The organism is Brochothrix campestris (assembly GCF_046058945.1).
Taxonomy (GTDB): domain Bacteria; phylum Bacillota; class Bacilli; order Lactobacillales; family Listeriaceae; genus Brochothrix; species Brochothrix campestris.
In genome coordinates this window covers 544973-570953 of the sequence record NZ_CP175511.1, presented here as the reverse complement: position 1 = coordinate 570953, position 25981 = coordinate 544973, and the positions used below count along the sequence as shown (strand labels likewise).

Here is a 25981-nt window from a genome sequence, read left to right as displayed (position 1 = left end):
TTACGCTTTATTCATGCGTTTTAACATCAAATAATTGTTTTTTAGATAATAACGTTTTGCGATACGTTGCATAGGCTGCATTGATCATCCCTCCGATTAACACAATAATGCCTGATAAATAAAACCATAACATTAAAATGATGACCGCTCCAATACTACCATAAATTGCTGAGTAATTGCTGAAATTATCGATAAAAATTGAGAATAAATACGAGAACACTAACCAACCAATCGATGTAAAGGCTGAACCGATTAGTGTTTCTCTAAATTTAATTTTATGATGTGGCAAAAAGCGATACAATAAAACTAAGGCTACAAAAATACCGAGCACAACGATGCCCCAACGCATAATATCATAGCGTTCAAAAATATTAACATCAAATTGCAAACGTTTCGAGATGAACACACCAATTTGTCGACCGAATACACCGACAATCGCAACGATACCGACTAAGAAAAAAAGAAAAACCATAAAAACCATCGACATGATGCGCTGCATAATAAAATGACGCGGTTCAGTCGTGTTATAAATATGATCCAACGCTTTTCCGATTGCATTTACACCATTAGAAGCTGACCAAATCGTCCCTAAAATCCCGAGTGATAATAAACTCGCATTTTGATGATTTAACAAACTTTCAACCAAGCCATGAATTAAATCATACATTTCATGGGGAACGAGCTCCGCCATCATTTTATAAACACTTTCTTCATTGATATGTAAGTATGAAATTGAAGCTGAGAAAAATAATAAGAGCGGAAATAATGAGAGAAAAAAGAAATAGGCTAATTGCCCACCGACGGCCGTAATATCGACCTTTGTTAGATTTTTAAAAAAATAACTAAAAAACAGTTTTACCTTTGTCATTTGCACACCTTCTTTCTGTTATAATTCCCAACACATTACACAGCAAAACATTTTTATGCTACAATTTATCCCATACTAATTAAGAAGGGGAGTTATGTCGATGAACGAAGCTACACCAGAAAACGTCACGGTGATGTTACAAACGATTACAACCAAACTGCAAATGATCAATGCAGAAGTCATGGCGCACCGGACAATTGATTTGAACGATTATGAAGAACTCCACGATATTTATACATTTGTAATGAAACGAACAACCTTCAGTACCAATGAATTAAATATGATTGCTGAAGAACTTGGTCAGCTAACTATTAGCCGCTCGTAAGTAATAAAGGAGTCCTCTGTTAGACGGAGGACTCCTTTATTTAAACTAAGTTCTATAAGATGAACTCATTTAATGGTACTTGGGTGGTTTCTAAACGGTTTCATTCACTTTAATTTTTTCCAGTTACTTCAACCAGAAGCTCTCAACTTTCAGTTAAATGCTTGCGACGGAAAATAGTCGCTCTCATTTCACTTCCAAGTTATTCCCTTCTAAACGGTTTCATTCACTTTAATTTTTTCCAGTTACTTCAACCAGAAGCTCTCAACTTTCAGTTAAATGCTTGCGACGGAAAATAGTCGCTCTCATTTCACTTCCAAGTTATTCCCTTCTAAACGGTTTCATTCACTTTAACGTTTTTCACCTTGGTCTGTTAAAATAACAGGCCCATCTTTCGTAATCGCTAATGTATGTTCGAATTGACAGCTTAATCCACCATCGATTGTGCGTGCTGTCCAACCATTTTTATCCATTTTAGCACGCCATGCACCTGTATTTACCATCGGCTCAATTGTAATAACCATACCTTCTTTAAGACGTAAGCCTTTGCCAGGTAAGCCATAATGCGGTACTTCTGGCGCTTCATGCATTGTTGGTCCAATACCGTGACCAATAAATTCACGAACAACACTAAAACCTTCGGGTTCAACATACGATTGAATCGCATGACCAATATCGCCAATCCGGTTGCCGACAACAGCTTGTTTAATCCCTTTATAAAGCGCTGTATGTGTCACATCGTACAGACGTTGTACTTCGTCTGAGACATCTCCTACTAAATAACTCCAAGCTGAATCGCTCATCGCGCCATCAAGATTTACGACTGTATCAACCGTAATTAAATCGCCATTTTTCAATGGTTTTTTCGTTGGAAAGCCATGACAAATTTCGTCATTCAAACTTTGGCACGTCGCATACTCATAACCTTCAAAACCGATTTGCTCTGGAATCCCTCCACCGGCAATAATTTCTTTTTCAACAAACTTATCCAATTCCCAAGTTGTAATACCTGGTTTAATCATCTCTTTTAATTTGATGTGAATACTTGCTAACAACTCGCCTGAGCGACGCATTGCTTCGATTTCACGCGGTGACTTAATTGTAATCATTCTATTCATCCTTTCAATTGCTTTTCTACTATATTATAAACATAAATATTACTTTTTAAAAGGCTATTGCAAAAACTCTAATGATTTCGTTATCTTTTAACATCTCATAGTCATTTTTTTAACTTTTTCACTATCTTTTTGATAATAAACTGACAATTTGTAACATTAACATGTCAAATTACAGCTCTAGTATGTTAGAATAACATCAGATTACTATATAGAAATAAGAAAGAGTGATATTCGATGACTACTGCTAAAATTGTTTATGCCAGTATGACTGGTAATACGGAAGAAATCGCCGATATTTTCGGTGAAACATTAGAAAAACATGGAATCGAAGTCGATATCGAGGAATGCGTCACTGTCTCTCCCGAAGATTTACTCGATTATGATATTTGTCTCGTGGGAGCTTACACGTATGATTTTGGCGAGATTCCCGATGAATTTGTTGATTTTTATGAAGAAATGGCAGAAGTCGATTTCAGCGGTAAAGTATGTGCTTCATTTGGTTCAGGTGATACATTCTACGATGACTATTGCTTACTCGTCGACTTCATTCAAACCCGCTTTAAAGAGCAAGGGGGGACGATTGCAGGCGAAGGCATTAAGGTTGATTTGGATCCCGACACAGATGATATCGCCGCCATCGAAACATTATGCGAAGCCATTGTCGCCCAAGTGAATGCCTAAATAAAAGAGTAAGTGAGGTGATTGGATGAGTTCAATAGCAATGTTGATTGTCAATCCATCGTCAGGAAAAGAAAAAGGAAAAAAATATTTAAAATTTGCCGAAGAAACCTTATTAAAACGCTTTGACCGGGTCGATGTCCGTTTAACCGAAAAAGGTGGCGACGCGACGATTTTTGCCCGTGAATCGGCAAAAAAACATTACGATGCCTGTATCGCAATGGGTGGTGACGGGACGCTTAATGAAACCATTAACGGCTTAGCCAATCAAGCACACCGTCCGACCTTCGGCTTAATTCCACTCGGAACAGTCAACGATTTGGCGCGCGCGCTCAAAATACCAAAGCAACCGAAGCAAGCAATTAAAATGCTCGCTCATGCTGACGAATCTGATTTAGACATTGGTAAAATTAATGGGCATTATTTTATGAACGTGGTCGCAATCGGGAGTATTCCTGAAGCTGTTGACCGCGTCAGTGTCAAACAAAAAACACAACTAGGTGCAATGGCTTACTTCATCGAAGCTGCAAAAGCCTATGCCCGTAAAGAAAAATACCATTTTCATATCGAATCAGCTGAACAATCCTACGCGGTTGAATCAGAGTTAATTATCGTTTCATTGACGAACTCTGTCGGTGGTTTCGAAAAGCTAGCACCTGAAGCAGAAGTCAATGATGGGTTATTCCATGTGTTTGTCGTATCTGATAGTACCTTAATTGAACGGACGAAACTTTTACCACAATTATTTAGTGGACAAGTTAGTCAAAATGAAGGCTTACTCGCGTTTCAAACGAATAAAGTAGCCATCGCTTCTGATGATGCGATTTTAAAATCTAACGTCGACGGCGATCCTGATGATCACTTGCCGCTCCACTTAGAAGTACTACCCTCTCATTTAAAAGTCTTTGTGCCTGAAAAAACAAGTAACAAATAATTTACTAAAAGGGGAAATGACCGATGAAAAACTTTAAAGAACGTTTACAAAAATATGCCGAACTTGCTGTTAAAGTTGGTGTCAATGTCCAACCCAACCAAAAAGTATACTTAACGTGTACAATCGAAAATACCGAAGTTGCGCATGCAATTGCTGCAGAAGCATATAAAGCAGGTGCGAGTAACGTCATTGTTAAATATGTCGATTCAACCTTAGCTCGTTTGAAATATGAACATGCACCGTTGGCGATTTTCGAAGAAGAACCCACGCATTTTGCAAACGAACGAATTGAACTCGCGAACGAAAATGCCTGTTTCATTTCGATTACTGGTCAAGACCCTGATTTATTAAATGGTATCGATGCGGCTAAAATTGCGGCTAACAACAAGGCCTCTGGCAAGGTGATGCGCCCATTCTTACAATTGGCACAAGCTGACAAAATCAGCTGGACCGTCTTAGGTGCACCAACAGCTGGTTGGGCTGCAAAAGTCTTTCCTAACTTACCGACTGAAGAACAGATTCCGGCGCTTTGGGAAGCGATTTTCAAAACAATGCGAATCGATAATGAGAATCATATTGAAGCGTGGTACGCGCATGAAAAAACATTGACCGACAAGGCCGCTGTTTTAAATGACTTGCACTTAAAAACACTCCACTACACTGCACCAGGGACAGATTTAACGATTGGCTTACCTGCGAAACACCTCTGGGTGGCAGCTGGAAGTGTCAATGCCAAAGGCACGCGTTTCACTGCCAACATCCCAACTGAAGAAGTCTTCTCGGCCGCTGAAAAAACAGCCGTTAATGGCTTTGTTAGCAGTACGAAACCACTTAGTTATGGTGGAACAGTCATTGACGACTTTAAATTGACCTTTGAAAATGGCCGTATTATCGATGTTGTTGCGAAACAAGGCGAAGAAGTGTTACGCCATCTCATCGATTCTGATGAAGCCGCCAAATACATTGGTGAAGTGGCCCTCGTACCACATCCATCACCCATTTCACAATCAGGGATTTTATATTACACGACCCTGTTTGATGAAAATGCTGCGAACCACTTAGCCATTGGGAGCGCCTATGCGTTTAACATCGACGGTGGTAAAGAGATGACACCTGAACAACTTGAGGCTGAAGGCATCAATCAAGGGCCTGTTCACGTTGATTTCATGATTGGATCGGGTGAAATGGACATCGACGGCATTAAAGCCGATGGTACTGTTGTTCCTGTTTTCCGCAAGGGTGACTGGGCGTTTTAAACGCAGTGCTCTCGTAAGGAAGTCCCTTTTTGAGTCCGACGAATTCGTCGGACTCATACTTTATGCTTAACTATAATACATTCGTGATTGGAGGTTTTTGATGCGCTTTTCAACTTGGGATATTAACCTCAAAGTACGCTTGTACGGCGAAGCATTTGTCGACGTCTCTTTTTGGATGATTTTCCCCTTTTTAACATTATATTTTTCTGAAACATTAGGCCGAGCGACTGCTGGTCTCTTACTGATTATTTCGCAAATCATTACAGCTTTTACTGGTTTACTCGGTGGTTTCTTAGCTGATAAATACGGTCGCAAGCGTATGTTACTCGTGGCGATTAGTGGCGAAATCGCGTCATTTATTTTATTCGCCTTTGCCCGGAGCTCCTTGATTGACTCACCGATTCTTGTATTGGTCGCTTTTACTGGTGTGAGTATCTCTGGTTCATTATACCAACCAGCCGCTCAAGCAATGATTGCTGATGTGGTTCCCGAAAAAGATCGCGCTTATATCTTCTCGATTTTTTTCACGATGTTAAATATTGCGGTCGTCGTCGGACCACTGCTTGGCGCTGTCTTTTTCATTACTTATCCGGTGCAAACAATTTGTGCGATTATTTTCTTCGAAACAATTTTACTCATTGCACTCGCGAAGTTGACTCACGAAACCTTACCGCACACAGCAACAAAACAACCAGCTGGTAAACAAACAATTGCTACTGTCTTAAAAGAACAATTCAGTAGTTACAAGGTTGTTTTACGCGACAAATTATTTCTTTGGTTTATCGTTGCTGGAATTTTAACGACCCAAACAATCATGCAAATCGACATGTTGTTCCCGATTTACATTAAGGAAGTTATTCCAACAACCGTCAACCTCTTACGTTTAACCTTAAATGGTGAGCAAGTTTTCGCCATTTCGTTAGCGATTAATGGCTTCATTGTTGCCTTAACCGCCATTGTGATGACCAAATGGCTGGCACGTTATAAAGAAGGGCTGATTTTCGTGTTGTCCTGTACCTTTTATGCTGTCGGACTTCTGCTTTTTGGCAGTTCCATCTCTGTCTGGCAATTTTTCATCGCGATGGTTATCTTTAGTTTCGCTGAAGTTATGGTCGTAGGTTTCCAACAAAGTTTTGTCGCACGGATTGCCCCGGTCGAAAATCGAGCAATCTACTTTAGTGCCTCAGGCTTACGTAATACCATCGGACGGGTTGTGGCACCGTTAATGGTGACCTTATCGGTCGGCATTGGTTACTTCCCGACGTTTATTGTGATGGCTTTATTAACACTGATTGCCGCTGTTATTTATTACCTCGTCTTTAAACGTGAAGAACAGCAGCAACGCTAAAAAAAAGACTTCGTTATCGATTGATTAAGCTCGATAACGAAGTTTTTTTTTAGTTGATGAGCATCACACTCGTGCTTGCACCAATGCGATTCGCACCCGCTACAATCATCTGTTGTAAATCTTCTTTTGTTCGAATACCACCAGCGGCTTTAACACCAACTTTTTCACCGACTGTTTGACGCATTAACTTGACTGCTTCAACCGTCGCACCACTCGTTGAAAAACCAGTTGATGTTTTAACAAAGTCTGCTCCCGCGCTGACTGCCAACTGGCAGGCACGAACAATTTCAGCCTCATCAAGCAGGCTTATTTCAATGATTACCTTTAGCACAGCTTGCTCTTCGTGTACTAAGCTAGCAATCGCAGCAATTTCCGCTTTAACGGCCTCATCCTGTTGTGCCTTTAGCGCACCAACATTAATAACCATATCGATTTCATCTGCCCCATTAGCTAAGGCCTCTGCTGTTTCGAATTTTTTTACGGCTGTTGTGGTGGCACCTAATGGAAAACCAACGACTGTACAAACAGCGACTTCCGACTCTTGCAAGGCTGCCGCAGCTAGTTTTACCCACGCTCCATTCACACACACCGCTGCAAAATCATGTTGCTTGGCTTCTGTTATTAATTGTTCGATTTCTGTTTGTGTTGCCTCTGGTTTTAATAAGGTATGGTCAATCATTTTGGCTACTGACATGTTTAAATCCTCCTCGTATACAAATCCCACTATTAGCATAACACTCGTGTCATCTTCGCTCAAGCAATATTTAACACTAGCTCACGTTAGCCTCTTGTAAAAGATAGTCTTTTTTTGGTATACTAATTGCATTAGTCCCGATAGCTCAGTCGGATAGAGCATTCGTTTCCTAAACGATGTGTCGTGGGTTCGAATCCCATTCGGGGCCTTACTTAATAGTGGGAGGTGCTAAGATGACGTTAATGCAAAGCTTACAAATGGAAGCTGTCAGCGTGACGAAAGAAGCTGTCATATATAAGATGCCGGTCAATGAGGCAACAACACAACCATTTGGCTTTTTACACGGCGGTGCAACAGCTGCCTTAGCAGAAACAGTGGCGAGCGTTGGTGCAATGTGTCATCTCGCATCCACACAGATTGCCTTTGGGCTCGAAATCAACATCAATCACCTGCGATCCGTCAGAACAGGCGCTGTGATCGCCACCGCCACTCCCATTCATATCGGCCGTAGCAGCCACGTATGGGACGTTCGTGTAGTGGATGAAGAAGAACACCTCATCGCTATTAGTCGCTGTACGCTTGCAATTAGGACAAAATCAGCTTAAACGTCTGCTAAAATAGTTGACGTGATTTTTTTAGCTGTATAAGCCTTTAAAAAGACCACCGCTGGGTACGGATAACGTTCGACCTGCACAGCTTCTAACGACACTGGTACAACCAGTGTCGTTTTATTTTGTTCAATGATATAATCACCATCAATTGTCATTGCAATGAGGAGATCTTCACCGGTATCGGTATTGGGATTATACAAATCGAGTACGATTGTGTCACTGGCCTGTAACGCGTGATAAATGGAGACAAGTTTTGCTTGAAAATGATAGGCATTAAATAAGAGGTAACCTTTAAAATCCTTAATGTTTGCTTGATTTAATTGTTCAAGTAGCTCATCTGCACTCAGCGTATCCGGGTAGTCCATCCAGTCCATTAGCTCCACCTACTTTTCATTTTTTATTGTAACGTTAAATAAGATATCACCAGCTTCAGTTAAACTTTGCCCTTCCATTTTCACAAAGGCTGGCATCAAGTCATCGCCTTCAAAAACAGGTGTCACACGGTAACGTACTTTATCACCCGCTAATAACGAACGACGAATCGCATTCTCATAATTTGTCATATCTGGCGAATTAACCGGATATTGATAAATCGTCATTAAATTACGGCGATCAGTGCCACTCCCACCCAGTTGTTTACCAATCAAATGCCCACGTGAGTGATTATAGGGAGCATTCCCTGAAATAAACCCTGTTGGTTTAATGTTATATTCCGCCTTCGTACCTGTATCATACATCTCTTTTGTTAAGACTGCATTAGCTGTCGTCACACGACCTAAACGATCCAGTTCACCATATTTGATGTAGCTTGCTTGATTGGTGTTTAAATCTGCCGCTGTAAACGTTGTTTTTTCTTCTTCAACGAGATGATTGGCTGTTGTTGCTTTATCGTATTTGGCCGCTCGACTCGAAGAACTCGTCGTTGTCTTAGTCTCCGTTTCTGAATGCACAGTGGATTCACTTATAGTACGCTCTGTAACGATTGAAGTATCATCCGTTTTTTCATTTTTTTCAAAAAAATAGTTGTATCCTTGAAAGATTGCAACGAGTATAATAATAATAAGTAATGTCGAACGTTTCATCTTCGATAGCTTCTTCAACTCTTTTTTCGTTAATCTTTGTGTCCGTTTTTTGTTTGCCATAGTAATTTTATCGCTCCTTTTTGATTTATTTCAGTATAACCTATAAATAACGTTCACAAAATACTTTTTCTCATACTATTTTACGTAAAAATGAAAGCGTTTTTATGAAAACTGTCACAAATTTTCCTTTTTCTTTTGTCCATTTTTAGACAAACGGCTTTATAGATGCTTGTTGTTGCTCTAATTGTGTAAGATGAACTTATCGATTTAGCTTATTTTTTTAATTAGCATTTGTCAGATAACTATAACTTTGGAGGTTTCATTATGCCCTATGACTTAACAACCCGACTCATCTCAGAACTAATTGGTACAGCACTCTTAATTATTATTGGTAACGGGGCCGTTGCCAATGTTGAACTCAAAGGTACTAAAGGCAATAATGCCGGCTGGATTATTATCGCTTTAGGCTATGGTTTTGCCGTAATGATGCCCGCCCTCATCTTTGGTGGTATTAGTGGCAATCACATTAACCCAGCTTTCACTATTGGGTTGGCGATGAACGATTTGTTTCCTTGGTCTGAAGTATTGCCGTATATTTGTGCTCAACTTGCCGGCGCCTTCATCGGACAACTTTTAGTCGTCGCTGCTTTCAAACCCTATTATGATCAAACAAAAGAATCCGAAAAAATCTTTGCCACCTTTGCAACGAATAATAATGCAAACAGCAACGTAAATGGATTTATCAATGAATTTATTGGAAGTTTCATTCTGTTCTTTGGTGCCATCGGTATTACCAGAGCACCCTTTTTCGCTGACAATGCGGGAACAGCTCACCTAGCACTAGGTTTTCTCGTCTGTGCGCTTGTATTATGTGTCGGAGGATCAACCGGTCCCGCATTGAACCCGGCTCGTGATTTAATGCCACGTATTTTGCATAGTTTATTACGTTTGAAAAATAAAGGCAGTTCTCAATGGGGATATTCTTGGGTACCCGTCGCAGCCCCAATATTGGCTAGTATCGCTGCTATTACCCTTTATTCATACCTTTATTTGTGACAGCTAAACAATCATTTTAAAATTTTTATTGTATAATTTTAAAAATGTATTATGAATTCAAGCGAAAGTGTGTTATTCTAGGTATATAGTATTTTTGTAGGAGTAATATGTAAGTGTTTCACTTCCATAATTTATGTCCAACAGGAATCAATACACGCCTATAGGCATAAGGAGGTTTGTTATAACATGGCAAACGGTAAAGTAAAATGGTTTAACGCAGAAAAAGGTTTCGGTTTTATCGAACGCGAAGATGGCGATGATGTATTCGTACATTTCTCAGCTATCCAATCTGAAGGTTTCAAATCTTTAGACGAAGGACAAGCAGTTTCTTTCGACGTTGAAGATGGTCAACGCGGTCCTCAAGCAGCTAACGTTGTTAAAGACTAATTGTTGATTGGAACGTATTTCTTCGGAAATACGTTCTTTTTTTGTTTTAATAACTAAAACCCCTAAGCCATCGGCTTAGGGGTTTTAGTTATTCGCTTTTATTTTGCAATTGTGCTGTTTGCGCAAACCGTGCTTGCGCCAACTCAATCATCCGATTAAGCAACTGATCATAAGGTAAGCCTGATTCAGCCCAAAGCAATGGGAACATACTCACTGGTGTAAAACCGGGCATTGTATTTAACTCATTAAGGTAAATACTGTTATCTGCTGTTACAAAGAAATCCGCTCGCGATACTCCCGTACCATCTAAGGCAATGTAGGCTTTTTTTGCATAGGCTACAATTTGCTCATAAACGCCTTCATCTAATGGCGCTGGTATGACTAACTGAGTTGATGAATCAGCATACTTCGCTTTATACGTATAGAAGGAGTGACTCTCTCCTTCTGGGGTTATTTCACCCGCTACAGACACTTCAGGTCGTTCATTACCTAAGACGGCTACTTCGACCTCTCGTGCGGTTACGCCCTGTTCTACGACGATACGACGGTCATATAAAAATGCTTCTGCCATTGCCGCTTCTAATTCAGCCTCTGCGGTCACTTTTGAAATACCGACGCTTGATCCCATATTAGCCGGTTTCACAAAAACAGGATACGTCAATGCCGCGATAGCTGCTACCATATCCGCACGACGATCTTCCCAATCAACATTACGGACCGCAACATACGGAACTTGTGGAATCTTCACAGCTGTGAAGATTTCTTTCGAGATGATTTTATCCATTCCTGCTGCTGATGCAATGACATTAGCCCCAACATAGGGGATGTTTAGCGTTTCAAACAACCCTTGAATCGTTCCATCTTCACCGTTCGGTCCATGTAAAACTGGAAAAGCAATCACGTTAGCAATTTTCGTTAACTCACCAATCGTTGTTTTAACGCCCACTGAGGCTGTTTTAACACCATCGCCTAATAACATTTCATCGGTATCACTAATCGTAAATTTCAATTGTTCAGCGTTAGCGACTGGCTCAAGTAATAACGGCCCTTTTATCCATACGCCTTCATAACTAATATACATCGGTTGAATATGATACTGATTATAATCTAATGCTTTAATTACTGAAAAAGCAGACACAACCGACACTTCATGTTCAGCAGATTTCCCACCATAAAAAACCACGACTGTTTGTTTCATTCTGATTCCTCCTAGAAGCTGACTTCGAGCCAACATACGTTTATTATTTTACCATGTTTCACCCTGAATTTCTAAAAAATATGTAAGAAAATCATCACTTTAACTAATAATTCTGGTACTATCATAAACTGGTACCGCGTCGTTTATAGCTAAAAAAAAACAGCCGTAGCAAAAACCACCACAACTGTTTTACTTATGTCTCACTTCAATGACCATTCATCATTTTTCAATGAGTAAGTAAGCCATTTTTCAATGTTTACCTCTGTCATCTCTTCGTCAAAAATACTAGCGCTATCATCATCGCTATTTTTAATAATAATGGGTATCCGTACTTCTGTTTTAGTACGTTCACTTAAACCAAAGTCAAAAACACAGCCCTCTTTTAGTAACGGACGTAATGTCCGAATCAAACCAACAGGTAGTTTGTTTGCTCTTGTCGGACGAATCTTCCCGAACAAACTTTTCTTATGTTGGACTGCGTTCACCCGCATCGTAATGACCGCTGCTAGCATTTCATAAAAACGTGTAATATCACGGTAGTAGACCTTATTACGTTCACCCTCATCTAAGGTCAAGTATACATATTCATTTTGTAGCTTATAGTAAAAAGGCGAACGTAAATGTGTTCCGCGGTGACCTAAATATAAAATTTCAGCAATTTCTTGCCCGGTCAATTGATTAAGCATCTCTTCTTCTTCGAAATCAAGCCACGAAAAAGCGGTTGTCTGTTTTTCTAACGCTATTGCCAACGCTTTCGTCTTTTCACCCTCATCAATAAAACTGAATTTTGTATGCGGATTTAAATTCGCGACATCAAATTTACTATTTAATAATAATAGTGCACTCGGCAACCGTTTATTACCAATTCCATGCATAAAGTCAGTCAATGAGATTCCTTTAGAAATAACACTGTTTGTTACCGTATCTAAATAGATAACTATTTTTCCTTCGCTACTACGCTCTCTTTTTGCCACCCACGCTCACCTGACCCAACATGAATTATTTATCGATCTGCTTATTTTGTTCGAGCTGGCACAATCGCTAAAGCTGTTCCTCTTTGAACGATGCTTTGCCAAACATCATGACGAGATTTAGTTTTCGCAACAGAAATCCCCTGTTGTTTCAGTTTTTGAATAACACTGTTTAGATTAGCTTCGACTATCTGGCTATTTTTACTCATCATGCTGTCCTCCTCGCTTAATTTAGACTAGATACTATAGGATTATTTTACCACATTTCCGACTCTTTAAGCAGACTTCTTGATTCTTTTTTTTAATAGCCTCATTAATTTTTAAACGAGTGGATTGGCGCTGGAATACGACCGCCCCGTTGGATGAAGTCAGTTGAAGCAAATTGGTTGACCGGCATTACCGGACAGTAGCCTAACAGACCACCAAATTCCACCGTATCCCCCACGTCTGTTCCTGGTGCCGGAATTAAACGGACTGCTGTTGTCTTATGGTTAATAACACCAATCGCCGCCTCATCAGCAATCATCGCCGCGATGGTTGCTGATGGTGTATTACCTGGAATTGCAATCATGTCTAGACCCACTGAACAAATTGCTGTCATCGCTTCTAACTTCGCTAAACTCAGCGACCCATTAATGACTGCATCAATCATTCCCGCATCTTCAGATACTGGAATAAAGGCCCCACTCAAACCACCAACATGACCACAAGCCATGACGCCACCTTTTTTAACTGCGTCGTTTAAAAGCGCTAAGGCTGCTGTTGTTCCATGCGTTCCGACCACTTCAAGTCCCATTTCTTCAAGAACATGTGCGACTGAATCTCCAATCGCAGGTGTTGGCGCCAACGACAAATCGACAATCCCAAACGGTACACCGAGTCGTTTAGAGGCTTCAACGCCTACCAGCTGCCCCATACGGGTAATTTTGAAGGCCGTTTGCTTCACTGTTTCAGCCACGACATCAAATGATTCCCCTCTCACTTTTTCAAGGGCGCGTTTGACCACACCAGGTCCACTCACACCAACATGAATGACACAATCCGCTTCACCAACACCGTGAAAAGCACCTGCCATAAACGGGTTATCTTCGACAGCATTCGCAAAAACAACGAGTTTTGCACAACCGAGTCCTTGATTATCCTTCGTTAACTCCGCCGTTTCTTTAATAATTTCACCCATTTGTTTCACAGCATCCATGTTAATCCCCGCTCGCGTTGTGCCGACATTGACCGAAGAACATACGCGTTCGGTTTGGGCTAATGCTGCAGGAATTGAAGCAATCAACTTGCGATCGCCCGTACTGTAACCTTTTTCAACGAGGGCTGAGAAGCCACCGATAAAGTTAACACCCACTGCCTTAGCAGCTTCGTCTAATGTTTTAGCATAGGCGACATAGTCACTATCATCTGAAGCGCCTGCTACAAGTGCAATCGGGGTAACTGAAATACGCTTATTAATAATTGGAATCCCAAACTCAGCACTAATTTGTTCGCCAACTGCGACCAGATTGGCTGCCTTCGTCACAATTTTATCGTATATTTTTTGACGGGCTTTCTCACCATCGCTATCAATACAATCAAGCAAAGAAATCCCCATCGTAATTGTTCGAATATCGAGGTTTTCTTCTTCAATCATGCGGATTGTTTCTAATACTTGTGCTGTTTCCATTGCGTTAGCCCCCTTATATTTGATGCATCCGATCAAAAATCGCTTGATTTTGAATCACAATGTGAACCTTTAAGGTTTCGGCTAAAACGGAGGCTTTCGCCTTCACTGTTTCAAGCGTATTGTCCGCTTCTACCAAATCAACAGTCATCATCATCGTAAAATTCCCATCCAAAATTGTTTGAGACACATTTAAAATATTGATTTTTTCAGCTGCAAGCAACGCACTCACTCCTGCAATAATCCCTGTACCATCGCGTCCTATTACTGTTACGATTGCTTTCATGTCCATCGTCTCCTCTATTTAAATTAATTGGCATGTATGCGCGTTGAAAATTTAAAGCGGTTACCGACATATTGCGAATCGACATATTCAAATAATGTTCCATCACTAAGCGCTGTTGTTTGACGCAAACGCATCACCGGTGTGCCGAGTGGCACTTCAAGATACGGCGCAATTTTTTCAGAAACAGCGACCGCTTCCATCGTCTGCTGTGCATCACCGATTGTTAGGTGGAATTTATCACTAACAGTTTGAAATAACGAATTGGTCAATTCATCCCGTGTCAATTTACTGGCGATGTTCATCGGAATCGCAGCCACTTCGAATAATATCGGTGTGCTATCGCCATAACGGATTCGCTCAATTCGAAGCACTTCAGCATCTTCGGCTAGTTTGAGTGCCTTCGCTTCACTTCGCGTAACTGGCTTCATTGCAAATGAAACAATATGCGATGTCGGCTGTTTGCCTTGTTTCAACATTAAATTTGTAAAACTCGTCACGGCATCCATATTTTCAATCACTTTTTCTTCAGACACATATGTACCTGAACCAATTCGTCGATAGAGAATCCCTTCATCAACAAGTGCTTGAATCGCTTGTCGAACTGTCATCCGCGAGACATTAAACAGGAGCGCAAGTTGTCGTTCGGCTGGTATTGCTTCATGTACCATCCATTTTTTATTTTCAATATCTTTTTTTATTTCATTTTGAATCTGCTGATAAATCGGCAGTTTTGACATCTTATTAATCATTCCTGCACTCCTTTTCCGAAAAAAAAATCGACTTATTTAAGCTATACCAATAGTGTACCATATCAAATTTAACGTGTATGCTAAAACAATGAAATTGCTTACATTTTTAACTATTTTGTAACATTTACTGCTTTTTTGGCTAACAGATAGACAAAAAAAACTAATGGCGAATTGTATAATCAAGTTAGCCACCTGAATTTATAAAAAAAGTGCCTTAGCGAAAAATCATGTATTATTGAGGTTACGACACCAAACAATAAAGGATGATTTTGCTATGACACTCATAAAGAATAACACATTTAAAACAAAACATACACACCTTTCTGTTGCCGAACGTAGGATGATACAAATGTTACTCCGCAAGAAAGAATCACATCGGTCAATTGCTTATTTACTCAATCGGTCACCTCAAACAATTAACAACGAAGTTAAAAGGGGAATGATCACGAAAAGATTTCGATTGAAAGTAAACAAAAAACAAAGCACCGTCTTTCTTGTTCGTTCTTACTCGCATAAAAAGGGACAAGCTTGTTATGAACTCAAGCGCAAAAATTGTGGCCGTAAATACAAATGGATTTCCTGCGTTGCCTTCATTGAATATGTCACTCGAAAAATAGCAATTGATAAATGGTCACCTGATGCAATCGTTGGCTATGCCAAACGCCATCAGCTTTTTTCAGACGATGAAATGCTTTCAGTAAAAACACTTTATCATCTGATTGATGCTGGTTTCTTAGGCGTCAAAAACATTGACTTGAATAAAAAGGTATCACGACAAATTAAGAAACAAAAAAGTCGTAAGAACAAGCGTATATTAGGACAATCAATTGAAAAACGTCCAGACATCATTGATGTCCGAGAAGAATTAGGGCATTGGGAAATTGATACTGTTGTTGGTCTAAAAAATAAAACAGACGCTGTTTTATTAACAGTGACTGAGCGTAAAACAAGATTTGAATTCATACTCAAAGTCGAAGGAAAACAAGCATCTTTTGTGAATAAAGCGCTCTTACAACTAAGGAAACAGTTTGGATCATATTTTGGAGCCCTCTTTAAAACCATTACTGCGGATAATGGCAAAGACTTTTCAGGCATCAATGAGTTGCTCAAAGATACACTGGCTATTTATTTCACACATCCTTATTCCTCTTGGGAACGTGGCACCAATGAAAATCATAATGGAATCATTCGAAGATTCATTCAAAAAGGACGTTCTGTCAGTGATGTAAGTGATCAACTTGTCCAACGGATTCAAACATGGATGAATAATTTGCCACGTCGGATTTTAGGATTTCAAACACCAAAAGAGCTATTTTTAGAAGAAATTACAAAACTTCAACTGTTCACAAATGAAAAAGTAAACTTACTATCATGATTCGGCACGTGGTGGCTAACTTATTCTTGCAATTCATGAAAAAAAACTAATAATTTAGCGGATACGAGACCGATAAACAATTAGTTTTAACATCTATGTCCTTTTTAATGCAGCGACATTATCACCTTATATGTAGCACTCTCTGCAACAAACGCATTAAAGAGTCCTTGCATCTGCTGATTTTTTTGCGCCATTTGCTCAGGATGCCATTGTACACCCATAATAAAATGGTCGCGTGCTTGTGACTCAATCACTTCAACCACACCATCTGACGTGACACCAGTCGCTACAAATTGTGGTGCAACCGTTTTAATCAACTGATGATGGAATGAATTAACACCAATTGTTTCCGTCTCAAAAATTGTAGCAATGCGTGATGCTGGTGTTAAGGTAACCTTATGGACAGGCTCTTCTCCGGCAGTGGCCTGTAGATGTTGTAGCTGCACATGCTCAGCATAGGAAACATCTTGGTATAGCGAACCACCATGGACAACGTTGAGCAGCTGTGCACCCCGACAAATACCCAACACCGGTTTATTATGTTTTAAGGTTTCTAAGAGCAGGGCATGTTCAAACGTATCACGGGCAGGATAAGATTCGCCTGCTCGACTTAAGGTTTCTTCGCCATACAATTGCGGCGAAACATCATGACCTCCTGAGAGAACAAGTCCATCGATTAGTGACACATAGGCTGTAACAGCTGCAACATCTGTCACAGGGATGATGAGCGGAATTCCTCCAGCTGCTGTGATTGCATCGATGTACTGTTCATTAACATAAGAACGTTTAATAATTACGGGTGAAAAAAGCGGATCCAATAAAACACTGCCAGAAATACCAATTACGGGTGCCATACAAACTCTCCTTTAAAATTTCTTTTCTCTAGTTTAACCGAAAACCATTCCATATCCAAGTGAAATACCCCGAAAAGAAAAATCCCTTATCCGAATAAGGATAAGGGATTGAACTTTCAGACACATTTCGGCTTGTTTGACAACGTGCTGCGAAATGCTGTTATTTATCTTCCTTTGGATACTTTTCTTCCAATTGATCCATTAACTCATCCAACGATGTGCCCGCTTTTTTTTCAACCGCTTCGACTTCATCAGCAAAACGCTCTTGTTCAACTTGTTGAACTGCTTCTTCGACTGTGCCCCACGATAAGTTGTGTAACACTTCGTCCATTTTAGCTTCGGCACGTTCTTGGGTTGTATCGCTAACAAAGCTCAAACGATCAACTTCAATCGACTTCCATTTCGTTTGGATTTCATAATAGCGTTGCTCAAGCACATCAATGTCCGCTGCCATTTTTTGTTGTAATGCTGTTAATTTCTGAACCTGTGTTTTATAAAACGAAACTTCCTTTGTCGCTAAATCAGCCAACTTCACTTCGTTATCAGCTGTCGCCTGATCGGCTTGGTCTGTTCTTTTTTGCAATTGTGCTGTCGCATTTGCTAATAAGTCATCCACCTCCGAAGCTAGTTCACGTTTCTTTGCCATAATATTATCGATATCATTTAAGTCACGTTTCACTTTACGAATGTAGCGATCGTAAGACTCTAACTGCGGCATTTCATCATACTGCCATTTACGCCACGTTTCTTTCCCTTGACGGACGACATCTGACACACTTGTTTCCACTTGTTTTTTCAAATCACGCGCTTTATCTTCAACTGATTTACGAACATCCTTCATCATTCATTCCTCCTAAGATTTGTATTCAAATATATTTGGACGTGTGACTTTATTCGCACGACGCTGTTTACGCCAGTAATATAAACCGACAGCAATTAGCATCACAAAGAGTGCGAACTTCCACTGACTGATTATAAAGCTGGTGCCAAGCACAATTACAAGTAGCTGTATCCATTTTACCCAGCCCTGTGCTCGTGTAAAATACGTCACGCCGGAAACGATCATCGTTAAGCCAATTCCAATAATGAGTACTGACCAAAAAGACATCAACAATAAAAGTCCTAACGCAAGCATTAATCCAATGACTAATAGTGGCATTTTTATAACCGCCTTCTTTCTGTGTATCTATAGTATAACAACTCCTCAACCGTCACTATAGATGCTAGAGCATGATATTCCCCTACAACTTAAGTCTGATTTAATGGCGAATTTGTCCGTCACCGCTAACAACGTATTTAACCGACGTTAGTTGTGTCAATCCCATCGGTCCACGCGCGTGTAGTTTTTGTGTACTAATACCGATTTCTGCTCCGAAACCAAATTCAAAGCCATCGGTAAAACGGGTTGAGGCGTTAACATATACGACAGCCGCATCGACTCCCTTTTTAAATAATTGGGCATCCGCGTATGAATTGGTTAAAATTGCTTCCGAGTGTTTTGTGCTATAACGTTCGATATGATTCATCGCTGTCGCAGTCGAATCGACCACTTTAATGGCAATGATTAAATCTAAAAATTCAGTCTCATAATCGTGAATAGTTGCTGGCACGATTGACTCGTTAAGGGATTGAACTGTTTCGTCACCGCGTATTTCAATCCCTTTTTGTTGTAGTTTCGTTAAGAGTCCTGGTAAAAAGGTCGCTGCTATCGCTTCATGAACTAAAACTGTTTCAACCGCATTACAGGCAGACGGACGTTGGACCTTCGCATTGATAATAATCGCTTCAGCCTGTGCTTGATCAGCTGATGCGTCAACATATATATGACAATTGCCTGTGCCTGTTTCAATCACTGGTATAGTTGCTTCTTGCACAACCGTTTGAATCAGCCCTGCACTCCCACGAGGAATTAACACATCAACGTAGCCGTTCAATTGCATTAATTGTTTGGCAGATGCGCGTTCTGTACTTTGCACCAGCTGCACGGCCTCTTCTAAACCAAAGGCACGCAAGGCGGCTTGAATTACTTTAACAAGGGCACGATTTGAATGAATTGCTTCCTTACCACCTCGTAAAATCGTCGCATTCCCCGCCTTTAAACATAAGACAGCTGCATCAACGGTCACATTCGGACGTGATTCATAAATAATCGCTACGACACCAAAAGGGACACGTTCTTCTGCAATTTTCAGTCCCGCTTCATTTGTCCAAGCATTGACTCCTTCACCGACAGGATCCGCTAGTTTCATCACCTGTTCAACACCTTGAGATATGATCTCAATCGCATTTTCATCAAGACGCAAGCGCGCCATCATTGGTTCAGTCACGCCGTTTTCCGCTGCAACTGCTAAATCCTTTGCATTCTCAGTCATAATTGCCGTACTATTTGCTCGTAAAGCCGCTGCAATGGTGGCTAACAAGTCGTTTTTTTGGGAGGTTTCGAGCAGCGCAAGTTTACGTGCTGACTGCCGGGCCCGTTGCCCTTGTTCGATTATTTCGGTCATTATTTCTCCTCCAAACTAAATAAAGTACCAATCTGCTTGCCTGCTAAGATCGCATGAATAATGTAGGGATCCGCACCATTTGTAATGACCATTTTCGACTTATTATGTAACACGCGTTGAGCCGCCTCGATTTTAGTCACCATTCCACCAGTCCCAAAGCGACTGCCTTCACCACCTGCTAACTTTTCAATCGCGGGTGTAATCGCCTGAACTTCTGCGATTAGTTTTGCCGCTTTATTTTTATGTGGATCGCTATCATATAGACCATCAATATCCGATAAAATAATCAGTAAATCAGCTTCGATAATTTCACTGACAATCGCTGATAACTGATCATTATCCCCAAAGCGGGTAACGTGTTCGATTTCATTAACACTGACTGTATCGTTTTCATTAACAATTGGAATGATATGATGTTCGAGCATTTTCGCAAACGTATTCGTCACATTCTTCCGACTGTCAGGAAAGTCAATCACATCGCGGGTTAATAATACTTGTCCAACAACATGACCGTATTCACCAAATAGTTTACTGTAAATATGCATGAGCTCTGACTGTCCTACAGCTGCTACCGCTTGTTTACCAGCCATCTCAATCGGTGCCTCATCGAGTTGCAGTTTATGAATCCCAACGCCGATTGCTCCTGATGAAACAAGAACAACTTCACGACCTTGATTTGATAAATCAGCAATTACGCGGACTAATCGTTCAATCGTCCGTAAATTTATTTTGCCATTGGCATACATTAATGATGATGTACCCACCTTGATAACCACACGCTTACTTGTCGCAATAGTTGTTCTCACACTGCCACTCCTTTTATGTATCCAGTAATAAGTTCTTACCGTTTATGATGTTATTCCCTTTATTTTACACGATTTTTTACAAAAGGGCAGTATTATGATTTCTTTTAGTCCGAATTTTCTGAAACTAGCGGTGTACACAAACAGAGTAACATACGCTATAATAAAGGGTATTACACAATTAATTGAGGTGAACTATGAAAAAACATACTGGACTGTTCGTCATCCTATCTGCCTGTTTAGCTGTCGGCCTTGTCATTACGCTACTTTCACTCATGCAGCCCAAATATCCTAAAGCACAATCTACTCATATTCCAACGGTCTTTATTCATGGGTATAATGGTAATGAGCGAACCTTTGGTGGTATGATCAATCGCTTTCAGTCACAATTTGATTGGGCGTCAAACACGCAAACATTACGTGTTGATACGGATGGTACCGTTAATGCTGTCGGAACCTTTGACAAAGACAGTCTAAATCCACTCATTAATGTGACCTTTGCTTCAAATAAGGAAAACTTAAAAACACAAGCAGGTTACATTAAAAATATCATGACCTACCTCGCGGAAGAAAATCACATAAAAAAAGTCAACTTCGTGACACATTCAATGGGCGGAAGCGCTCTAACTGTTTTTATTGCCCTCAACCACCAAAATGCCGAACTACCCCAACTAAACAAATTAGTTTACCTCGGTGTGCCTTTAGCGGCAAATGATTACACGAATAAAGTAAAAAGCCAGGAAAAAGCCACTGCCAAAATGTCACAGTTGATGGCGGAAAATCTACCTAAAAGTACCGCTTTACTTATTGTGGCGGGTTATACAAGCCAAGCTGTTGGTGGCGATGGCTCAGTCTCCCTTGAAAGCGCCCTACTCGCTGAAGAAATTTTCAAAAAAAGCCCGATTCAAACACAAATCATTAAAGGCGAGGCCGGCCTTCATTCCTTGCTACACGAAAACAGTACGGTTGATTGTCGTATCGGTCAATTTTTATGGTCAGTTCCTCAAACAAAATTAAAAAACTGATTGCCCTTAAATAGCGGCAATCAGTTTTTTAATGCACTTTTTTCTTTCTTACTTTTTTGAGTAATGATGCCTTTTCAAGATGTTCTGGTTTCGCTCCAACAACGTCTACTAAGAACATAAACACAGGAATTCCGACAATTAAACCCCAAACCCCAAAGAAGTGTTCGCTAAAAATCAAGACGAGAAACGTATAAAAAATGGGTAAATCAGTTTTCGATGACATGATTTTAGGGTTTAAAATATAGGCCTCAATACCATGAATAACAAGAATCGTTATCACCATATAAATAACATCTTTAAAGCCACCAATCGTATAACCGATAATACATAGCGGTATCAGAGAGATAACAACACCGGCAACTGGGATAAGACTCAACACAAAAATCATCAGTGCTAAACTAATCAGTTGTGGGAAATTAAGCAACCATAAAACTAAGGTTGTCGCTAATGTATTGAACAACGCGATGATAAATTGTGCTTCTAATACCTTACCAAAGGTACCGATAAAACGCGATCCAAAGTAGGCCATTTCATCATAAATAAAACCAATTGCACTGTGTTTAAAGCCTTTTGTAAAAACAAGTAAATGTTCTTTGCTGAGGGAAAAGAAAAAACTTAATAATAAAGCAATTAATAAATTCATCGTTAAGCTACTTGCACTTGTTAATGAAGAAACAAGTAAATTAACACCTGTATTCATGTACTGTTTAACGTTGTATTTTTCCATGAAATCCATCGTAATTGTAAAGGCTGCATTGCTCTTACCTTGACTAAAAAAGTCCACCGTTGAATTGAATAATTGAGTCACCTGAGTGACAATCGTTGGTAAATAATGGGTTATCATTGTATATATAAAGATAACAAAGGTTGCATAAATAATGACAACAATTAGTTTTCGCGGTAGTTTGATATATTTTAAAACAAGTGTTTCTAAGCGGTCCACTAAAAAAGCAAAGATGAACGTTAGGAGTAGCACACTTATCATACTACGCAACACATAAAGGATACCAATCAGTAATACAAAAATCAAAAAGCGACGGACTGCTTTTTTCTGGAACAATTCTAACAATTCTTTCATAGTTCTCTCCTATCTATCTGTAGATGTAACTGGTCCAAAATCAAGCGAGTCTGTTTGGTGATCATAATCAATATGCCAATCGTGTCCTTCAAAATACCAAAAGTCAGTTTCTTCAATAAAAAAAACCATTTGGTCCACGGGAACCTCAACTACAGGATCGACCATCTCTTCTGCCATAATTCCTACTGAAAAACCTTGATGGATATTACTGTTACCACCATACTTCGCAAATAGACGAATGCTAGGCGTTTTCGCTATATCAAACTCATCTTTAAAAAAAGCCAACGCTGGGCTACTAATTTCAATTTTCAAACTGATGCACTCCCCTCAAATTCTACTATTAACTTCTATTACTGTAACATATTTAAGCTGAAAACTCTCCCGAGAGCAATGACAACATTATGAACAAAAAAAGACCTTGATGCTTTCTCAAGGTCTCAGATTGTCGAAAAAGTAAAAACAAACTTCTTTTTCTTTCGAAATAACGCAAGCAGCATTGCCTACGAGTTGATAAGGCTGAACAAGGTGATTTCACCTGTCGTTTAATCTTTAGCAGGCACTGGTTGCTCACCTAAGAAAGCCGTGTAGAACCAAATGTGCGTATCAATTGAGGCTTTTTTCGAAATAAGCAAGTCATTTGTTACTGAATCGTTTTCTTCATCGCTGATTGCAATGCCTTCAACTAATTCATCACGTAAAGTTGTTAAATCAGCAATGACAATTTTCACCATCTCATCTTGATTAAGCGGTGTTTTATAAGGTTGTTCTTCGATACTTGAATGAGCGATAAACTCAGCCAATGTCGAATAAGGTGCTCCACCGATTGCAATTAAACGCTCGGCAATTTCATCTAAAATGGCCGTTGTCTCATTATATAACTCTTCAAATTTTTCATGTAAGGTAAAGAAATGAGAGCCTTTGACATACCAGTGAAGTTGATGTAATTTTATATACACGACGCCGTAATTGGCCACTTGGTGATTTAAAAATTGTTTTGTATCAACTGCTTTGATTGTTTTCATAATTCATACCTCCAGTTTTTTTACGATCTTTATACCTTGTATTATAACCTTTTTTTTACTACATCTTTACTGATACGACTTAAGTGAGAACATTATCATTGACAGTGACGACATCAAGTTTCTATAATTGAGTGAAGGAGGCTGACTAAATGAAGATTAGTAGTCGTTTTACCGTGGCTGTGCACGTGCTTAGTTTATTAGCGCTCGACCAAAATGAAGGCATGAGTTCCGAGTTGTTGGCAAGTAGTGTCAATACGAATCCCGTTGTGATTCGTCGTATTATTGGTCAATTAAAAGAGGCGAAACTCGTGACTAATCATCGCGGTTCCAAAGGGGCTACTCTACTACACCCCTTTGAGTCAATCAGCTTACTCGATGTCTACCACGCTGTTGACAGTGTTCCCAATACACTCTTCCAAATACATGAAAATTCTAATCCTGATTGTATCGTAGGTTCTGAAATCGAAAAGGTTTTAGCGGATGTCTTATTTAAAGCCCAACAAAAAATGGAAGCTTACCTTGCTACACAGACAATTGATTCGATAGTAAAACAAATTATTACATTAAATGAAGCGAAAGAGTGATTCGATGACCTTATACTGGCAAACACCAGAACATCCTCATAGTAGTTTTCAACCACCACAAAACTATGACCGTTTTTATCACGAAACCATTGACGGATTACTGGCTAAAAACACCCTAGCGACGATTGAACCAACCTCGTATGGTTTTGACTTTTTAGAAGTGTATCGTGTGCTACCGATTGAAGCCGTTACAACCGTTACAGGCTTTGAGCACGAACAAACGTTGGCAGGTACAACCTTTTATTTTGCTAAGGATGGACCACGCATGCTTGGGTTTCATTACCGTACCCACTCAATTGAACCGACTGTGATTTTTGCTGATTTCGAAACATTAAACAGCTTTCAAGTTGCAGCCTCTTTAACTGCCTTTAACGAGAAACTTCAACTGAAACTTTTCGAAGCCACTGATATTTTAACGTGGTCGGCTGATAAAATCGCATTTCATATATATCATTATGATACTACTGCGTTTATACATGCAATCCAAGCAATCGAAGATTACCCTGACAAAAACTTTTGGACAACCGTTTGCCAAAGACGTTTTAAACGTGGACAGCCGCTTGAACAACAAGCAATTGCTACTGCTGTTTTGGATCAGGTGCTTTACTTCCGTCGAAAGTTACCCGCTGACTGGCTCATCCCTTGGCAGCGCCTCCTTAATACAGCACCAACCGCCTCCACGTTAGCACTAATTGAAATGGAATGGTAAATAAAAGCGAAAGCCTGTCTCCTTGTTAAGAGTCGGCTTTCGCTTTATTTTTCTTAGCTAATTCAGCACTTAATTTCACTGCCTTATTAATTTGAACCTCAAACAAGACACGTTTCTTCTCATTTTTGATTGTTTTTATTTGTTCTTTCGCCTTTTTTATTTGTGCGTCGGTCACTTTAGGTGCTAGTTTAGCTTGCTCGCCATTTGTAAATAGCTGACCAATCGTCACTTCGAGCTCATCACTCGCTGCTAGCCAGTCAATTAATTCTGTTTGTTTGGCTAGGGCTTGCTCTTGTATTTTTGCATTGCTAATGTTTTCAACTGGCAACTCTCGCACTTTCACACTCGTTAAATCATCAATGAATTGATCGCCATCGTCCGTTGTAAAGGCATCTAGCTGCTCGATAAGATCATTTTGCTGCTCCAATAACAGAGTTGCTTGTTTAATTTGTTTCGCTAATTTATTTTTCTTTGTTTCATCCTCAATCTCTGCCGTTGCCGTCCGGGCATTATTTAACGTTATTTCAGTTACACCATCTGCCAGTCGCTCATCTTTATACAAACGATTAACAATTAAGGTAGCCTTTTGGACCTTCGCTTCTTCAATCGCTTTTACATTGTTAATATGTCGCACTGCAAAAATAACTGCAATAATAATAATCAGTACCGTTAAGACAAAAAAAAGCCCGAATAACTTGTTTTTTGAATTGCTCTTCTCGCTCATCGACTACAATCCTCTCAATAAATACTCTAATTTATTAATCACTTTATTGTATCACATCTCGTTTACAAATGGATAAACT

General features: G+C 39.9%; 32 protein-coding genes and 1 tRNA gene. 13 read left to right on the top strand and 20 right to left on the bottom strand.

The annotated features are described in order from the left end of the window. Positions 1 to 7: 7 nt before the first annotated feature. Positions 8 to 868 (bottom strand): YihY/virulence factor BrkB family protein, encoded by an 861-nt coding sequence (locus ACJYYY_RS02975; RefSeq protein WP_408869093.1) that lies wholly within the window; start codon positions 866 to 868, stop codon positions 8 to 10. A gap of 100 nt (positions 869 to 968) precedes the next feature. On the opposite strand from ACJYYY_RS02975, the gene ACJYYY_RS02970 reads away from it, so the two are divergent. After that, entirely contained in the window at positions 969 to 1193 is a 225-nt protein-coding gene (locus ACJYYY_RS02970) for a DUF1128 domain-containing protein (RefSeq protein WP_198015711.1), read from the top strand. Positions 1194 to 1540: 347 nt separating this feature from the next. Here the strand turns inward: ACJYYY_RS02970 and map are convergent, their stop codons facing one another. Beyond that, entirely contained in the window at positions 1541 to 2299 is a 759-nt protein-coding gene (gene map / locus ACJYYY_RS02965) for a type I methionyl aminopeptidase (protein WP_035314140.1), read from the bottom strand. A 243-nt stretch (positions 2300 to 2542) separates the two neighbouring features. Here map and ACJYYY_RS02960 point away from each other — a divergent pair, with 243 nt between their 5' ends. The 4 genes from ACJYYY_RS02960 to ACJYYY_RS02945 all read left to right on the top strand — a co-directional run bounded on the left by ACJYYY_RS02960 (position 2543) and on the right by ACJYYY_RS02945 (position 6524). Further along, positions 2543 to 2989, top strand: coding sequence for a flavodoxin (locus ACJYYY_RS02960; RefSeq protein WP_035314143.1), 447 nt, complete (start codon positions 2543 to 2545; stop codon positions 2987 to 2989). 25 nt (positions 2990 to 3014) lie between these two features. Continuing rightward, entirely contained in the window at positions 3015 to 3920 is a 906-nt protein-coding gene (locus tag ACJYYY_RS02955; protein ID WP_408869092.1) for a diacylglycerol/lipid kinase family protein, read from the top strand. A gap of 23 nt (positions 3921 to 3943) precedes the next feature. After that, entirely contained in the window at positions 3944 to 5176 is a 1233-nt protein-coding gene (locus ACJYYY_RS02950) for an aminopeptidase (protein ID WP_035314145.1), read from the top strand. A 100-nt stretch (positions 5177 to 5276) separates the two neighbouring features. Then, positions 5277 to 6524: an MFS transporter gene (locus tag ACJYYY_RS02945; protein WP_035314146.1), complete on the top strand. Its 1248-nt coding sequence runs from the start codon at positions 5277 to 5279 to the stop codon at positions 6522 to 6524. A 49-nt stretch (positions 6525 to 6573) separates the two neighbouring features. On the opposite strand, the gene deoC is transcribed toward ACJYYY_RS02945, so the two are convergent. Continuing rightward, a complete protein-coding gene (gene deoC / locus ACJYYY_RS02940) occupies positions 6574 to 7218 on the bottom strand; it encodes a deoxyribose-phosphate aldolase (protein ID WP_035314147.1) in 645 nt (214 codons plus the stop codon). A 134-nt stretch (positions 7219 to 7352) separates the two neighbouring features. Between deoC and ACJYYY_RS02935 the strand changes: the two genes are divergently transcribed. Together ACJYYY_RS02935 and ACJYYY_RS02930 are read left to right on the top strand one after the other, a co-directional pair. Next, positions 7353 to 7426 (top strand) — tRNA-Arg (locus ACJYYY_RS02935). Positions 7427 to 7451: 25 nt separating this feature from the next. Further along, positions 7452 to 7823 (top strand): PaaI family thioesterase, encoded by a 372-nt coding sequence (locus ACJYYY_RS02930; protein WP_035314148.1) that lies wholly within the window; start codon positions 7452 to 7454, stop codon positions 7821 to 7823. Here ACJYYY_RS02930 and ACJYYY_RS02925 read toward each other — a convergent pair. Together ACJYYY_RS02925 and ACJYYY_RS02920 are read right to left on the bottom strand one after the other, a co-directional pair. After that, entirely contained in the window at positions 7820 to 8203 is a 384-nt protein-coding gene (locus ACJYYY_RS02925; protein WP_035314149.1) for a hypothetical protein, read from the bottom strand. The genes ACJYYY_RS02930 and ACJYYY_RS02925 overlap by 4 nt on opposite strands. Positions 8204 to 8212: 9 nt before the next feature. Beyond that, the gene (locus ACJYYY_RS02920) at positions 8213 to 8971 is read right to left on the bottom strand and encodes a DNA/RNA non-specific endonuclease (RefSeq protein WP_408869091.1); all 759 of its coding nucleotides are present in this window, start codon (positions 8969 to 8971) and stop codon (positions 8213 to 8215) included. Positions 8972 to 9235: 264 nt separating this feature from the next. On the opposite strand from ACJYYY_RS02920, the gene ACJYYY_RS02915 reads away from it, so the two are divergent. Then, positions 9236 to 9967 (top strand): MIP/aquaporin family protein, encoded by a 732-nt coding sequence (locus ACJYYY_RS02915; RefSeq protein WP_035314150.1) that lies wholly within the window; start codon positions 9236 to 9238, stop codon positions 9965 to 9967. Between the two features lie 186 nt (positions 9968 to 10153). Then, the gene (locus tag ACJYYY_RS02910; protein ID WP_035314151.1) at positions 10154 to 10354 is read left to right on the top strand and encodes a cold-shock protein; all 201 of its coding nucleotides are present in this window, start codon (positions 10154 to 10156) and stop codon (positions 10352 to 10354) included. A gap of 88 nt (positions 10355 to 10442) precedes the next feature. Here the strand turns inward: ACJYYY_RS02910 and ACJYYY_RS02905 are convergent, their stop codons facing one another. The 6 genes from ACJYYY_RS02905 to ACJYYY_RS02880 all read right to left on the bottom strand — a co-directional run bounded on the left by ACJYYY_RS02905 (position 10443) and on the right by ACJYYY_RS02880 (position 15224). After that, positions 10443 to 11552: a D-alanine--D-alanine ligase gene (locus ACJYYY_RS02905; protein ID WP_035314152.1), complete on the bottom strand. Its 1110-nt coding sequence runs from the start codon at positions 11550 to 11552 to the stop codon at positions 10443 to 10445. A 200-nt stretch (positions 11553 to 11752) separates the two neighbouring features. After that, entirely contained in the window at positions 11753 to 12526 is a 774-nt protein-coding gene (locus ACJYYY_RS02900) for a hypothetical protein (protein WP_051456898.1), read from the bottom strand. Positions 12527 to 12567: 41 nt separating this feature from the next. Further along, positions 12568 to 12732 (bottom strand): Lmo0850 family protein, encoded by a 165-nt coding sequence (locus tag ACJYYY_RS02895; protein WP_408869090.1) that lies wholly within the window; start codon positions 12730 to 12732, stop codon positions 12568 to 12570. 104 nt (positions 12733 to 12836) lie between these two features. Continuing rightward, complete coding sequence (locus tag ACJYYY_RS02890; protein WP_035314153.1) at positions 12837 to 14192, bottom strand: PFL family protein; 1356 nt, start codon at positions 14190 to 14192, stop codon at positions 12837 to 12839. A 13-nt stretch (positions 14193 to 14205) separates the two neighbouring features. Further along, positions 14206 to 14475, bottom strand: coding sequence for an ACT domain-containing protein (locus ACJYYY_RS02885; RefSeq protein WP_035314154.1), 270 nt, complete (start codon positions 14473 to 14475; stop codon positions 14206 to 14208). Positions 14476 to 14498: 23 nt separating this feature from the next. Beyond that, positions 14499 to 15224, bottom strand: a complete 726-nt coding sequence (locus tag ACJYYY_RS02880) for a GntR family transcriptional regulator (protein ID WP_408869089.1) — start codon at positions 15222 to 15224, stop codon at positions 14499 to 14501. A gap of 274 nt (positions 15225 to 15498) precedes the next feature. Between ACJYYY_RS02880 and ACJYYY_RS02875 the strand changes: the two genes are divergently transcribed. Continuing rightward, complete coding sequence (locus tag ACJYYY_RS02875; protein ID WP_408869088.1) at positions 15499 to 16599, top strand: IS30 family transposase; 1101 nt, start codon at positions 15499 to 15501, stop codon at positions 16597 to 16599. A gap of 104 nt (positions 16600 to 16703) precedes the next feature. Here ACJYYY_RS02875 and ACJYYY_RS02870 read toward each other — a convergent pair whose 3' ends face one another. The 5 genes from ACJYYY_RS02870 to proB all read right to left on the bottom strand — a co-directional run bounded on the left by ACJYYY_RS02870 (position 16704) and on the right by proB (position 20763). Continuing rightward, complete coding sequence (locus tag ACJYYY_RS02870) at positions 16704 to 17453, bottom strand: gamma-glutamyl-gamma-aminobutyrate hydrolase family protein (protein ID WP_035314472.1); 750 nt, start codon at positions 17451 to 17453, stop codon at positions 16704 to 16706. Between the two features lie 160 nt (positions 17454 to 17613). Continuing rightward, entirely contained in the window at positions 17614 to 18297 is a 684-nt protein-coding gene (locus tag ACJYYY_RS02865; RefSeq protein WP_408869087.1) for a hypothetical protein, read from the bottom strand. Positions 18298 to 18306: 9 nt separating this feature from the next. After that, positions 18307 to 18612 carry a hypothetical protein gene (locus ACJYYY_RS02860; protein ID WP_035314474.1) on the bottom strand — a complete coding sequence of 102 codons (306 nt, stop codon included), beginning with the start codon at positions 18610 to 18612 and terminating at the stop codon, positions 18307 to 18309. A gap of 100 nt (positions 18613 to 18712) precedes the next feature. Then, on the bottom strand, positions 18713 to 19957 hold the full coding sequence (locus ACJYYY_RS02855) for a glutamate-5-semialdehyde dehydrogenase (RefSeq protein WP_035314475.1): 1245 nt from the start codon (positions 19955 to 19957) through the stop codon (positions 18713 to 18715). Then, on the bottom strand, positions 19957 to 20763 hold the full coding sequence (gene proB / locus ACJYYY_RS02850; RefSeq protein WP_035314476.1) for a glutamate 5-kinase: 807 nt from the start codon (positions 20761 to 20763) through the stop codon (positions 19957 to 19959). The genes ACJYYY_RS02855 and proB overlap by 1 nt, the downstream gene beginning before the upstream one ends. Positions 20764 to 20957: 194 nt before the next feature. Between proB and ACJYYY_RS02845 the strand changes: the two genes are divergently transcribed. After that, positions 20958 to 21785: an alpha/beta hydrolase gene (locus ACJYYY_RS02845; RefSeq protein ID WP_408869086.1), complete on the top strand. Its 828-nt coding sequence runs from the start codon at positions 20958 to 20960 to the stop codon at positions 21783 to 21785. A 28-nt stretch (positions 21786 to 21813) separates the two neighbouring features. On the opposite strand, the gene ACJYYY_RS02840 is transcribed toward ACJYYY_RS02845, so the two are convergent. The 3 genes from ACJYYY_RS02840 to ACJYYY_RS02830 all read right to left on the bottom strand — a co-directional run bounded on the left by ACJYYY_RS02840 (position 21814) and on the right by ACJYYY_RS02830 (position 23885). Then, a complete protein-coding gene (locus tag ACJYYY_RS02840) occupies positions 21814 to 22863 on the bottom strand; it encodes an AI-2E family transporter (RefSeq protein WP_408869085.1) in 1050 nt (349 codons plus the stop codon). A gap of 9 nt (positions 22864 to 22872) precedes the next feature. Further along, positions 22873 to 23175, bottom strand: coding sequence for a HesB/YadR/YfhF family protein (locus ACJYYY_RS02835; protein WP_408869084.1), 303 nt, complete (start codon positions 23173 to 23175; stop codon positions 22873 to 22875). A gap of 230 nt (positions 23176 to 23405) precedes the next feature. Further along, positions 23406 to 23885, bottom strand: coding sequence for a DNA starvation/stationary phase protection protein (locus tag ACJYYY_RS02830; protein WP_035314481.1), 480 nt, complete (start codon positions 23883 to 23885; stop codon positions 23406 to 23408). Positions 23886 to 24034: 149 nt separating this feature from the next. On the opposite strand from ACJYYY_RS02830, the gene ACJYYY_RS02825 reads away from it, so the two are divergent. Next, positions 24035 to 24469, top strand: a complete 435-nt coding sequence (locus tag ACJYYY_RS02825; protein ID WP_035314482.1) for an Rrf2 family transcriptional regulator — start codon at positions 24035 to 24037, stop codon at positions 24467 to 24469. A 4-nt stretch (positions 24470 to 24473) separates the two neighbouring features. Next, positions 24474 to 25178 (top strand): hypothetical protein, encoded by a 705-nt coding sequence (locus ACJYYY_RS02820; RefSeq protein ID WP_051456922.1) that lies wholly within the window; start codon positions 24474 to 24476, stop codon positions 25176 to 25178. A gap of 25 nt (positions 25179 to 25203) precedes the next feature. Here ACJYYY_RS02820 and ACJYYY_RS02815 read toward each other — a convergent pair whose 3' ends face one another. Beyond that, on the bottom strand, positions 25204 to 25902 hold the full coding sequence (locus ACJYYY_RS02815) for a hypothetical protein (protein WP_408869083.1): 699 nt from the start codon (positions 25900 to 25902) through the stop codon (positions 25204 to 25206). Positions 25903 to 25981: the final 79 nt, after the last annotated feature.